This window comes from Methanoregula sp. (assembly GCF_049690535.1).
GTDB lineage: Archaea > Halobacteriota > Methanomicrobia > Methanomicrobiales > Methanospirillaceae > Methanoregula.
In genome coordinates, this window is the sequence record NZ_JBAVMX010000127.1 from 1 (window position 1) to 12,510 (window position 12,510).

The 12,510-nt window shown below is 52.2% G+C and carries 12 protein-coding genes; 6 read left to right on the top strand and 6 right to left on the bottom strand.

Translation table 11 applies throughout. From position 1 onward, the window contains the following. Positions 1-293: hypothetical protein (locus WCE46_RS10215; RefSeq protein WP_424733612.1), on the bottom strand; the 293-nt coding region annotated here is incomplete at its 3' end. Positions 294-613: 320 nt separating this feature from the next. On the opposite strand from WCE46_RS10215, the gene WCE46_RS10220 reads away from it, so the two are divergent. The 5 genes from WCE46_RS10220 (at position 614) to WCE46_RS10240 (ending at position 7,846) form a co-directional block, all read left to right on the top strand. Beyond that, on the top strand, positions 614-1,501 hold the full coding sequence (locus WCE46_RS10220; protein ID WP_424733624.1) for a ParA family protein: 888 nt from the start codon (positions 614-616) through the stop codon (positions 1,499-1,501). Next, complete coding sequence (locus WCE46_RS10225; RefSeq protein ID WP_424733613.1) at positions 1,492-3,483, top strand: methyl-accepting chemotaxis protein; 1,992 nt, start codon at positions 1,492-1,494, stop codon at positions 3,481-3,483. Before WCE46_RS10220 ends, WCE46_RS10225 begins: the two co-directional genes overlap by 10 nt. A 3-nt stretch (positions 3,484-3,486) precedes the next feature. Continuing rightward, positions 3,487-4,002 carry a chemotaxis protein CheW gene (locus WCE46_RS10230; RefSeq protein ID WP_424733614.1) on the top strand — a complete coding sequence of 172 codons (516 nt, stop codon included), beginning with the start codon at positions 3,487-3,489 and terminating at the stop codon, positions 4,000-4,002. Between the two features lie 36 nt (positions 4,003-4,038). Beyond that, complete coding sequence (locus WCE46_RS10235) at positions 4,039-6,939, top strand: methyl-accepting chemotaxis protein (protein WP_424733616.1); 2,901 nt, start codon at positions 4,039-4,041, stop codon at positions 6,937-6,939. A gap of 97 nt (positions 6,940-7,036) precedes the next feature. After that, a complete protein-coding gene (locus WCE46_RS10240; RefSeq protein WP_424733617.1) occupies positions 7,037-7,846 on the top strand; it encodes a CheR family methyltransferase in 810 nt (269 codons plus the stop codon). An 18-nt stretch (positions 7,847-7,864) separates the two neighbouring features. On the opposite strand, the gene WCE46_RS10245 is transcribed toward WCE46_RS10240, so the two are convergent. Then, the gene (locus WCE46_RS10245; RefSeq protein WP_424733618.1) at positions 7,865-8,125 is read right to left on the bottom strand and encodes a hypothetical protein; all 261 of its coding nucleotides are present in this window, start codon (positions 8,123-8,125) and stop codon (positions 7,865-7,867) included. A 198-nt stretch (positions 8,126-8,323) separates the two neighbouring features. Here WCE46_RS10245 and WCE46_RS10250 point away from each other — a divergent pair, with 198 nt between their 5' ends. After that, positions 8,324-8,974 carry a hypothetical protein gene (locus WCE46_RS10250; RefSeq protein ID WP_424733619.1) on the top strand — a complete coding sequence of 217 codons (651 nt, stop codon included), beginning with the start codon at positions 8,324-8,326 and terminating at the stop codon, positions 8,972-8,974. Between the two features lie 77 nt (positions 8,975-9,051). Here the strand turns inward: WCE46_RS10250 and WCE46_RS10255 are convergent, their stop codons facing one another. The 4 genes from WCE46_RS10255 to WCE46_RS10270 all read right to left on the bottom strand — a co-directional run. Further along, the gene (locus WCE46_RS10255; protein ID WP_424733620.1) at positions 9,052-9,240 is read right to left on the bottom strand and encodes a hypothetical protein; all 189 of its coding nucleotides are present in this window, start codon (positions 9,238-9,240) and stop codon (positions 9,052-9,054) included. A gap of 95 nt (positions 9,241-9,335) precedes the next feature. After that, positions 9,336-10,253, bottom strand: a complete 918-nt coding sequence (locus WCE46_RS10260; protein ID WP_424733621.1) for an acyltransferase family protein — start codon at positions 10,251-10,253, stop codon at positions 9,336-9,338. Between the two features lie 227 nt (positions 10,254-10,480). After that, entirely contained in the window at positions 10,481-10,732 is a 252-nt protein-coding gene (locus WCE46_RS10265) for a DUF7123 family protein (RefSeq protein WP_424733622.1), read from the bottom strand. 225 nt (positions 10,733-10,957) lie between these two features. Continuing rightward, the coding region (locus tag WCE46_RS10270; RefSeq protein ID WP_424733623.1) for a DHH family phosphoesterase at positions 10,958-12,510 on the bottom strand (1,553 nt) is incomplete at its 5' end.

Sequence of the window (12,510 nt, forward strand, 5' to 3'; positions counted from 1 at the left end):
ACAAATATCTTGTACCTGCCCGGATCGAGGTGCATCGGGATCGCGACCGTGGTTTCTGTGCCGGAGAGCGTGGCCGTTGTCCCGGTCGTCAGGAGTTCATACTGCTCGAATTCATCCAGTTTATAGACCCGCACCTGGACGCCGGTCCCGGCAGGGGTACCGGCACCCGCAATCGTGACGGAAAGGTTGCCGGTCCCATACGAGACGTTCCCGACCGAAAGGGATGTGCAGCCGGCCGCGAGAAAAAGCAGGACCAGTAAAAATCCAACAAGCAGGCCCGGACGTCCGGTCATACTTCTGTTGTCAGAGTATATCCATAAAAATCTATACCCTGCACCCGACAGGTTTTACCTGAAGGGATGACCGCCTTCGGGCGTCAGGATCGTTTTCTCACGGGGGAAAAGACGTTATGGGAACGTACCCCTGTCATCCTCCTGATGGAAGCATACGCCCGGGACAATCCCTGCAGTACCTGCCGGAAACCTGGAATTTCAAAAAAACATTCTCATTGCAGAAAATAAATAAAAATCCAATGTCCTGCCCGTTGATTCAGGAAAGCAAACCTATTAAAGGGAAACTCCATAGAATTCAGTAAGGTGATATCATTACAACCATCACATTCTCCCACCATAAAGGCGGAACCGGTAAGACTACCTCATGTCTGAATATTGCCGGGTTCTGTGTCCTGGCGGGAAAAAAAGTGCTGGTGGTTGACTGCGATCCCCAGGCCAATGCAACGGCCGGTCTGGGTGTCAGCCCGGAATCAGCCCGAAAAAATGTCTATGATGTCTTCATGAGCCGGGTCGAAGGTTTTCCCCAGGTTTCGATGACCGATATTATCCAGTCGACTGAATCCGGTATTGATCTTGCCCCGGCAAGCCTTGACCTGGTCGGGGCAGAACCCTACCTGTATGAGATTGCCTCGCGTGCAGAAGTGCTGCGGGATGCACTCCTTCCCCTCCGGGAGAAATACGATCTTATCCTGATCGATACACCCCCGAGCATGGGGCAGTTCGTGATCAACGGCCTTTTCGCTGCGGATCATATTATCGTTACGCTCGACTCCGGGTCGTTTGCCCTCAACGGTGTGGGACCGCTTTTTACCATCTTTGAGGATATGAAGGAGGACCTGGGTAAAGACCTCCATGTGGATATGGCCATCATCTCGCGCTGGGGTGAAGGTGGGGATATTTCCGTACCTGTGCCTGAAACCCCGGAAAAAAGCGACCTGGTCAGCTGGCTCCGGTCACTCCTTGTCCCGCGGCATATCCCTACAAAAGAAGAACTGGTGGCAGAAGAAGAGCGTGCAAAGGAGCACGAACGTCTTACCGGTATGCGTGCGGAGATCGGAAAAAAATTCCCGGACGTACATACGGTACCCTATTCACCCGAAGTTTACGAAGCACAGAAACGGGGCATGCCGATCTCGCATATATCTCCTGAAAGCAGCGCCGGGTGTGCATACAAACAGATTGCAGATGAAGTGATGAAATGGACGTAACAGGTATAGAGCAGACAATAAAGAAAGCCGCAGACGGGGATCTGACCGTCAGGATTGATGAGAATCAGGCAGACACGAACATGCAGCCGCTGGTACGGCAGGTCAACCGGCTCATTGCAAAGGTTGCCGACACCGCAGAGAAAAAGCAGCGTGCTGACACGATGATCAAGTACAACCCGCTTGCGATTGCGATCCTCAAAAAAGACCGGGCGATTGTCAACGTCAATAAAAAATACGAATTGCTCTGGCGCGGGACCCGCGAGGAGCTGATGAGGAAGCGGCTGTATGATTTTGACATCACCGTGCTTTCGGGTGAGCATTTCTATGCCTGCTTTGAAACAAAAAAGCTCGCGGTGAGCGAGTGCCGGGTGAAATGGCCTGATGGCACACTGAAGTACCTCACCCTGCAGGCAATGCCGATGCTGGATAAAGCAGGTGAAGTGGACGGGGCGTTCTATTTCTGGGTGGATACGACCGACCTTCACGACAAAATAGCAGAGTCAGAAAAAGTAAAACAGCGGGCAGATCGTATCATCGAGGAGAACCCGTATGCATTGTTCACCATCGACACCGGCCTTTCGGTACGCTCGGCAAACAGTGCATTCCTGAAACTGACCGGGTACTCCCGCGACCAGTCCGCACGTCTCTCGATGAAGGATTTCAAGTACAAGAAGAACAAAGGCGCCAGCGTCGAATCTACGATTGCGTCAAAGCAGCGCGGGCATGGCGAATCGGTGATCGAATTTCCCGCCGGAACACTCACGCTGGACTGGTATTATATACCGCTTCTTGATGAGACCGGGGCGGTCGAAAGCCTGCTCGTCGTTTACAACGATATCACCGAACGGCGCCTTCAGGAGAAAGAGATCAAACAACTCATGGAGGATTCCCAGAAGACTGCGCAGGCACTTTCCGAGAGCGCCGGTGTGCTTGAAACCGGGCTTTCGCGGATGGCTGAAGGGGATCTGACGTTCACAGCAGAGATCGTTGAGGGCGACCCGCTTGTGATCCTAAAGAAAGATTACAACACGGCAATTCTCTCTATAAAATCCGTCATCGAGGAGATCTCAAAGTCCGCACACCAGATCGATATCACGACTGCCGAGACCGGCAGGAGCACACAGGAGATCTCCAAAGCTACTGAACAGGTGGCGATCTCCACGCAGCAATCTGTGGACGGGGCAAAAAAGCAGCTTTCGGAGATCGAAAAAGTTGGTAGTGATGTGTCCGATCTCTCCGCATCCATCGAGGAGATCGCAAGCACCACCCACGATCTTATGACCCATGCCCAGAAGGCGGCAAGCGAGGGCAACCAGGCTGCCGATATGGGCAAGATCGCCACGGCAAAGATGAAGACCGTGGAGAAGATCTCGGGAGAAAGTGTTGCGGAGATCACGGCTTTAAACGAGCGCATGAAAGAGATCTCGAATATTGTCAAGCTGATCGCAGACATCTCCAGCCAGACCAACCTGCTTGCCTTAAACGCAGCGATCGAAGCGGCACGGGCCGGTGAACACGGGCGTGGTTTTGCCGTGGTCGCCGGCGAAGTGCGCAATCTTGCCGGGGAATCCAAGAGTGCAACAAACAACATCGAGACCCTGATAAGCTCCATCCAGAGCAACAGCGAGAAGACCTCAGCGGCCATAAAGAATTCCTATAAGGAAACCCAGGCTGGTATCGAGAGCGTGAACCAGACCATCGATGTACTCAACCGGATCATATCCGAGTCAAACATCGTTGCCCAGGGCGTGACCGAGATCACGAAGGCAACCGAGGCACAGGCCGAAGCGACAAACCGGGTGATGCAGGGCATGGAGCAGACAAACACCCTCTCCCGCGAAACCCGGCAGCGCATGGAAGATATGGCAGCGCTTGCCGAGGAGACAAGTGCATCGACCGAGGAGATCGCGAGCGCTTCGGCTGAGCTCTCCCATATGGCAGAACGTCTGAAATCAGCAACAGAGAAATTCAGGATACGGTGAAGTATGGCTGCAACAATCGACGTAGTGGAGTTCGAACTGGGCGGGGAGCGGTATGCGCTGGATATCAATCTCGCCCGCGAGATCGTGGAGATGATACCCATCACCCCGATCCCCCGGGCACCACCGTTCATCTCCGGTGTCATCAACCTGAGGGGGGAGATCACAAACATCATGAACCTCAATACGCTTCTCGGGCTCCCCGACAGGGAAATACGGGATAACCAGAAGATCATTGTCCTTGTTCCCGAGGCGGCAAAAGGGAGCAATGTCGGGATCATTGTCGACGATGTTTCCAGTGTCCGGCAGGTGTCTGAGGCGGATATTGAGAAGATCGGCACCGGGATATCATCGGATTTCTCCCAGTTTGTCAAGGGCATCATCAAGGTCTCCGGGGAAGATGTGGAGAAGAAGAGAAAGGACCTCATCATCTGGCTTGACATGGAAAAAGTACTTGCGGATCTGGCCGGCCGGTCAAAATCCGGCCCGGCTGCCCCTGGTATTGTGCACGAGGCAGACTAAAACAATAATAAAAAATTACGAGAGTGTGGGATACGTATGACCGAACAACGACCGGGACGAAAGGCATTATTTGTCGGAGCGCCTGCTGCGACTGTACGGAATTCTCCCGATGAGATTGCGCAGCACGTGCGGCAGCTGAACGAGGAACTGGCCCTGGCGCTCAAAGGGGCCGCAGCAAAAAAAGCGGTAAACCCCCTTGAGGCCACGCATTTCGGGAGCGAATACACGACGCTCGTCGATGCCATCAACACCGCGCTTGTCCAGATGAAGGCCGGGCCGTCCGCGGTCCCGGGACCTGCGGGAACGCCGGCAACCGGGTCAGAAGAGTACGTAAAGAAAATCGACGTGCTCGAACGGCGGCTTGAGTTCATGGAGAAGAACAACCCGGTACCCATGCTCGTGGTCACGCCAGCGTTTGATGTCATCGAAGCCAATGCCGCGTATCTTGCGATGAGCGGGATCCCTGAAAGCGAGATTCTCAAGACAAATATCCATGGTCTTACCATTACCGGGCGTTCCGGGGAAGGTGCGAGGGTTGCTCTTGAGAAGAAACGGCGTGCTGTCGGGGAACTTACCGTTACATTCCCCTCGGGTGTACATACCCTTGAGCAGTACTGTATCCCGGTGCTTGACAATGCAGGGGCGGTCACCTCCCTTGTCATACTCTACGATGATCTCACGACAAAACATAAGAAAAACGAGGAGATCGAACGGCTGAAGATCAGGTCCGAGACGATCGTCCAGCAGAACCCGATGCCGATCGTGCTTGTCGATACCGGTTTTAACATACGGGTGGTAAACGATGCGTATGTCGCCCTCTCCGGCATCGAAAAGAGCCGGCTGCTCTCCATGTCGCTTGGGGATTTTAAGATCCTCGAAAAGACCGGGACCGGTTTAAAGCAGGTATTAGAGACCGGCACGCGCTCCACCGGGGAAGTTGTCGTGGAGTTCCCAAAAGGGGTCCGCCGTCTCCGGCAGTACGGCATTCCCATTGCCGGCCAGAAAGGAAAAACCGACAGTATCCTTGTCGTCTATAACGATATCACTGAAGAGAAAAAGGAGATCGAAGAAGTCCTCGCAGCACGAAATACGTCCGATACGATCGTCGAGCAGAACCCGATGCCGATCTTAATGACGGATCTCTCCTTTACGATCACCAAGGCTAATGCGGCCTACGTGAAGATGAGTGGGTACCCGCAGGACACCGTTGTCGGGATGAGCCTGCGGAATGTCAAAATCCTCGAACAGAAAGGTGAGGGTGCCAACGTCGCGATCCAGACCAAACGCCGGACGTTCGGGGAGGTTACGGTGGCACTCCCGAGCGGCACCCATATCCTCGAGCAGTACGTGATGCCCCTCCTTTCCCGTAATAACGAGATCGAACACCTGCTTCTCGTTTATAACGATGTCACGGAACAGCGTGCCAGCCAGCAGAACCTGGTAAAGAAGATGGAAGAGGCAGCAGCCCTCAAAAAGCGTTCCGATACGATTGTCCAGCAGAACCCGATGCCGATCATGATCATGGATCAGACGTTCAAGATCCTCATGGCAAACGAGGCCTATCTTACCCTCACCGGCCTGACAAAAGAAAAACTGCTCGGCATGAATGCCCGTGAGTTCAAAATCCTCTCCCAGTCCGGTGAAGGGCTCAAAAAAGTGCTCACCGAGAAGAAACGGAGTTTCGGGGAGATGACGATCGAGTTCCCGACCGGCGTCCGCATTCTCGATCAGTACGGCATCCCGATGCTGGATGCACAGCAGAATCTCTCCGCGATCCTGTGCGTGTATGTGGATATGACCGCCCGGCGCGAACAGGAAAAGAAGATCCAGGCGATGATGGATGAGGCAAAGGCCGGTGCAGAGTTATTGTCTGCAAGCGCATCGGAACTCCAGACCGGCCTTGCAAAGATTGCCGGCGGGGATCTCACCTGCCAGCTCAGCATCGACGATGCAGATCCTCTTGTCCGCCTCAAGAAAGATTATAATTCATCCGTTGTGGCGATCCGGACGGTCATTGTCGAACTTACTGAGGCCATCCGGAAACTTGATGTAACGCTCCAGGACACCATCCGGAGTACCGGTGAGATCGCAAAGGCGACAGAACAGGTGGCGATCTCCTCACAGAAAGCAACGGACAGTGCAAAGATGGAGCTTGCCAGTGTCGAGAAAATATCCGGGGTCATATCTGATTTCTCGGCTTCGATCGAGGAGATCGCAAGCACGTCCCATGATGTCATGACGCATGCGGAGAAGGCGGCACAGGAAGGTGTCCGCGCCGCCGGGATCGGTAAGACGGCGACTGACAAGATGCAGGCCGTTGAGAAGATTTCCCAGCAGAGCGTCAATGATATCACGGCCTTGAACGAGCAGATGCACCAGATCTCAAAGATCGTCAACCTGATCACCGATATCGCAAACCAGACAAACCTGCTTGCCCTGAATGCTGCGATCGAAGCGGCGCGGGCCGGAGAGCACGGGCGCGGGTTTGCCGTCGTTGCAGGCGAGGTGAAAAACCTTGCCGGGGAGTCCAAGAAGGCGAGCAGCCAGATCGAGACCCTGATAAAATCCATCCAGTCAAAGAGCGAAGTAACCGCCTCGTCCATCCAGAACTCGTTTATGGAGATCAAAGCCGGGATCGAGAGCGTGAACATGACGGTCGAGTCGCTCGGCAGGATCATCTCTGAGGCAAACGTGGTTTCCCAGGGCGTCACCGAGATCACGAAAGCGACCGAGAGCCAGGCCCAGGCCACGTCAGGCCTGATGTCTGGTATCGAATCGGTCAGGGCATTGACCGGGGATACCCAGCAGCGTATGGAGGATATGGCAGCGCTTGCAGAGGAGACAAGCGCATCGACAGAGGAGATCGCCAGTGCCTCCGCGGAACTCTCATCCATGGCAGAACGCTGCCGTGGGATGATGGGAGGATTCCATACCTGATGAGGGTGGCGGGGAGGGGGACATTCACCGTTTTTTTTGGTTTTGGCTCCTTTTTTGTCCTCCCTGTGCTTACTATCCCGAAAGTCCGGAGGTTTCCATGACAATAACAGCAGATGACGGTTTTTCAGCCCTGAAGCGGTATATCGCGCAGACCCTTAAGATCCAGTGTTCCAATTACAAGGAGGATTATATCAAGCGGCGCCTGCTCTCCCGCATGCGGTCGACGAGTACTGCGACCTATGAGGAATATCTTAAGTATCTCCATGAGCATGAGCCGGAACTTGAACTGTTAAGAAACGCGCTTACGATCAACGTGACCGAATTTTTCCGGGATGCAGATGTCTATGATCTCATCAGAAAGGAGGTCATGCCTGCACTCTTCCGTGGCAGGAAGACGATCCGTATCTGGTGCGCCGGCTGCTCAACAGGAGAAGAGCCGTATTCCATGGCCATGATCCTCTCTGATATAATGGCCGCCGACAAGACCCTTTCCGGCCAGATCTTTGCGACCGATATCGACGAGGTCGTTCTGAAAAAGGCAAAAGAGGGGATCTACCCGGAAAAATCGATGGTAAAACTGAGCGATTCGCAGATTCACCGTCACTTTACCAAGCTGCCGGACGGGAATTACCAGGTAAAACCTCACCTCCAGGACCTGATCAGGTTCCGTCCGAACGACCTCATGAGCGGCCAGCCGATCTCCCGGTTCCTCGACATGATCAGCTGCCGGAATGTGACCATTTACTTTACGGAAAAACAGAAAGACGAACTTGCACGGACATTTCATGCTGCGCTTGTACCCGGCGGGTACTATATAATGGGTAAAACCGAATACCTTGGCCGCGAAGTGGAAGGGCTTTTTACCCCGGTCAATTCTATCCAGAAGATCTATACCAGGAAAAATTAAAACCATGTTCCGGCAGTTTTAGTGCTGCGGCCGGTCGTCCGGCTCATTCTGGGAATCTTTCCCGATATTTTTTGTCAGTGATGACTGGAGAGCTTTTCTTGACATCTGGAGTTTTATCTGGTTGTAGACCGTGACAAAGTTGATACCCACGACAATTATCACGAGCATCAGGCTGACCCAGAGCATCGTGCCGTTTACCGAAAGAAATGCGGCCCAGAGAAGGACAACAAACGAGATCAGGTAAAAAATGACCCATGTCCGAATGCCGGGAACTTCCATATTCATCACTATGTGTCAAGGGGATACTAAAGTATTCCCAACTCCGTGATCCCGGCAAATCCCCAAAGGGCCGGAGTCCCGACAACCGGGATACCTCACTGGTCTTCGCGGGCCGGCACCAGGCAGATGCAGGAATCACTCCTGCGCTCGTGGTAACAGAACATCACGATTTTTATAGGCGACACTCCAGTAGTACGTGTGGACAAAGGGGATCTCTACACATTTGTGGGTGGATTTGTGGTCATCCTGCTCATTGCCGTGATCGCAAACCCCGGCGTGCTTTCAAAAGTCCCGTCACTGTCGTTTGCCGGGAACAATTCTCCTGTGCAGGCAACCGGAGTACCTACACCGCAGGTTACCGTTGTAACCGTGCCGCCCACGCCCCAGGCAAACCTGACGCCCCGGCCACCGGATGCACCGTACCGGATCTTTTATTCGACCAACCCGTTCTCGTATCCGGTCGTACACCTGCCCGCGAACATGGAGACCTTTGGTGCCTCTGATATTTCCCTGCGTGACGCGTCCCCCAGTGTTCCCTTTGCCTATGTTGAGGAATCCCGGGGCGGCATCACCCAGGCATTTACGGTACCCTACGAGGTCTGGGCGCTCAATATAAGTGTCACTGCGGACCGGCAGCCCCAGTATGCGATGTTCCGCATGGTGGTCTGCGATGCAAAGGGAAATATCCTGCAGGGTGCCGAGATCCAGTATCCCGGTACCATGTATAAGGTCGTCCGGGCCTCGGGCCCGGGAATGTACATGATCATCACCACGACATCGGTCGATTCATTCCGGATCAGCCTGGAGACCCCGCTTAGGATCTACCAGAAAGACCGTCCCGGCACCTGAGCCTTTCCCGTCGTGCACTGCCGTGGGCGGCCGGATGAATAATTGAGAGGCCGGCTCTTTACCTCAAAATATTTTTTTTACTCGATCTTTTCGACGGTCACCCGGACACGGTCGCCGGCTTTGAACTGGTGTCCTTTCGGGACATCGATGTTGAACCAGAGGACACCGGGATTGTCCTGTGTCGGATCCTGTGACATCAGGCAGTCCTTTTTTTCGTTGATGTCCGCAACAAAGTCGAGTGTTGATTCAAACTCAAGTTTTGCCATAATTAAGATAATTAATACTCATTAATTTAACAATGTTTAGTTACGCATTGAGGAGAGTCAATAATATTCCTGTGTAATCAATGGGTTTGGAATAATCAATGAAATATGATTTGAAGCCGGTTTGAAATAATTTTTTGCATCCTTTTGTCGATCAACATCGCGATAAAAGAAACAATGACTATTATACATAATGTAATGATATATCCGAATAAGGGATTGCTGAGGATATCGAGTAAAGCAAAAAGACTGAAGGAATAAAAAAGATAATGTAAATCATTTGTGAATTGGAGGATAATAATATGAAAAAGGAAAACATAGAATGAAAAATCTGCAATTTTTGAAAGGATAATGGAAGTAGAATCGATTTTCGGATAAAATCCGGTTTGGATGCAGAATATTCCCAAACCAAACTCACATAAATTCCATAATGGAACAGATCGGGTAATAAAAGATTCAGGAGTGACAGCGTGATATGTTAGCTCGATCATGGCACACGCAATCAAGGAGATATAGGGGTATTTTCTGAACGCCTCTGATAAAAAAGGGAATAACAGATAAAGGGAGAAGATTGCTCCGATAAACCAGCCGATCCAATTGAGGTTATTATATCCAATCCCGAAAATAGCTTGGGCGATCATAAGGTCGGAAGGAAGGGGATAAACAGAGGAGAAGACAATGAGAATAATCCCAGATACAAGAAGGCTGAACCAATAGATCGGATATAACCTGAAAAATCTCTTTAAAATAAATCCTTTGTATTCGATACAATTGTGTATGGCTTTATAATTATATTCAAGGACTGCCCCGCTGACAAAGAACATGCCCATGACGGCAAATGCTGCCAGATTCAAGGGATAATTGAAAAATCCGATACGATTCCAAAATAACAAAATATTAGGGTTAATTCCGTCAATGGTCGGTAGATACCAAAAATTAAAATGAGCGTAAACGATGATGGCAATACAGAATATCCTCAAAATATCAAAGAATGGAAGTCTTTTCTTTGAAATCATTAGAATAAAAATGAAAGTGTCAGAATATCAAAGGATCTGATGGCCTGCAATCCTTCGCACATGCATAGATTGCTTCTGTGGCAATTTCTGATTGCGGGTAGGGGTTATCTCAAATGAAAGGACCCCTTTTTACCGAGGTTTAGAAAAGTCTTGCCTTAAAAAACTAAGGAATCCCGTATCAACAACGGGTTAGACATAATAAAAGAAGGAGGTGATGATTAAAAAATTTACAGGGCACGGGGCGTGACCATCCACGTCGTGCTGTTCGAATAACTCCACCGGATGATGGACAACTCCTTGCACATATCGGCGAGAATTGCCATGTTGGTTCCCACTTCCTTTGGTGATAACCCCAGGTCCTTTGCAATGTATTTCGACTTGAAGTAGTGTTTACCCTTGGTTATACCAGAGTTGAGATAGGAAACAATCTTGTGCTGGGTCTCGTTGTACTTCTCACGTATCTTTTTGCCTGTAGACATGTTTCGCCTCAGCATTAGGAAATCATATAGGCCAACTCCTATATATATATAACGGATGGTTCGGGTTAAATTCATGCTTATTTAGGCAACAACGGCCCGATTCTGACCAGAAACTATTTAATTCGTCTGGATCTTTGGCTGAATTTTATCCGGCCGAAATCTTCACATATTTTCTGATTCCGGGCATTTGATCATCTTCGACCGTGAAAAAACAGGTGCGGGATGTTACTCTTGTACCGGTGCCTCACCGATCTTTTTGATCAGGGCTTCAAGTACAACTTCCCGCATCCCTTCCACGAACTTGATGCTGCCGACCACGAGGTGTCCGCCACCGGATATTCCGCCGCCGGGGATCTCGTTGTGCAGGTCACGGACCATACGGGGGATGTTCATATGCACGCCCCGGGAGCGCAGCACGGCAAAGTCCGGGCCAAAGCCGATCGTGACGACCGGTTTTCCCTCGTTCTGTTTGCAGAGCCGGTCGTGCACCTCACCGGAGGTTTTGCCGGGCGGCGGGAATGTGAACTTGTGGGCATGGATCTCCACATCGATCAGGAAGAGGTGTGCAGCGTTTGGCAGTACGCGGGCGACAACGTGCGGCATACAGGCGCTCATCTGGTCTTCGATCATCGCATTTGCACCTTCGACAAGGAGGCCGACCAGTTTTGTGTGGCGTTCCTTGTTGCCGACAAGGTTCAGGATATCCTTGACAATTTCCCGGCCGTCGTTAAACCGGAGCCAGAACTGCTCGTAATCGAGCGCGAGCGCGATGTCCTTGCAGGCCTGTTCGGAATAGTCGTCCCGCACGAGCGCGAGATAGAGGCCCCTCTCGGGTGCCTCGCTCCGGTCTCCGACACCGGCAATCGCCGGCAGGTGTTTAATGAGGGGCTCAACCTTGGGGTTGATGAGCCGGGCGACTTCAGTCCCAAGCATCCCTGCCGTGACCCCGAAGTCCCCGCCCACATGGTAAGGGTTGACATGTCCGACCAGGTACTTGTCGATGGTTGCATCCGGGTGGTGGTGGTCGATAACGACAAACGGGATGTCGTAGACACTTGCAATCTTGTAAGACGCTTCATCTTCTTCGGTCGAGCCGTTGTCGGTGAGGATTACAAGGGGCATCTTCTGGCCGAACCGGGCGTGGTCCTTGAGCGCGAAGTCAAGGTCCCGGGTGATATCCTCGATCTCGTAGAAGGGAGCTTTTGACGGGGCACGCTTGAAGAGATAGTAGTCGGCGTCAAAGTCCCCGCCGGACTCTTTGATGAGCGAGACGACTGCCTGCTCGATCGCGACCGCCGAGCAGATACCGTCCGCATCCGCGTGGTGCCGGAGGATAATGGGTTGCGCAGTAAAGACCGCTTTTCTGATGATCTTTGCAACCTTGCGCATCTCCGGCATCAGGCTGTCGAGGACATCGCTTTTCACGAGCGGCTTTATCGTCTCGGGTTCGGCCCGGGCATCGAGCGCTTTTTCGATGCGCACCCGTACGGTTTTCTCCTCGTCTCCTACGAGCGCAGCAATTCCGTCAGCTTCTATCTGGAGCTGGTTGTTGCGCATCATGACTTCGCCGATGACTCTCACGATCATATTGAGGTCAACTTCGGGGTAAGCCCTGACACCGGCTTCTACAAATGCAGCCACGTTCTGGGTGCCGGACTCATCGACAATCGTGAAGATCGTAGGCCCGCTTGTCTGCTTTACCTGTGCGACTTCTCCTTCAATGGCCACGGATTTTCCCTGTTTTGTGGCAAGGTCCGCGATCCTGACGGTTGTTGACG

Coding starts and splice junctions, on each gene's coding strand:
- WCE46_RS10225 (WP_424733613.1), top strand. CDS start 1,492: ATGGACGTAACAGGTATAGAGCAGACAATAAAGAAAGCCGCAGACGGG.
- WCE46_RS10230 (WP_424733614.1), top strand. CDS start 3,487: ATGGCTGCAACAATCGACGTAGTGGAGTTCGAACTGGGCGGGGAGCGG.
- WCE46_RS10235 (WP_424733616.1), top strand. CDS start 4,039: ATGACCGAACAACGACCGGGACGAAAGGCATTATTTGTCGGAGCGCCT.
- WCE46_RS10240 (WP_424733617.1), top strand. CDS start 7,037: ATGACAATAACAGCAGATGACGGTTTTTCAGCCCTGAAGCGGTATATC.
- WCE46_RS10245 (WP_424733618.1), bottom strand. CDS start 8,125: ATGGAAGTTCCCGGCATTCGGACATGGGTCATTTTTTACCTGATCTCG.
- WCE46_RS10255 (WP_424733620.1), bottom strand. CDS start 9,240: ATGGCAAAACTTGAGTTTGAATCAACACTCGACTTTGTTGCGGACATC.
- WCE46_RS10260 (WP_424733621.1), bottom strand. CDS start 10,253: ATGATTTCAAAGAAAAGACTTCCATTCTTTGATATTTTGAGGATATTC.
- WCE46_RS10265 (WP_424733622.1), bottom strand. CDS start 10,732: ATGTCTACAGGCAAAAAGATACGTGAGAAGTACAACGAGACCCAGCAC.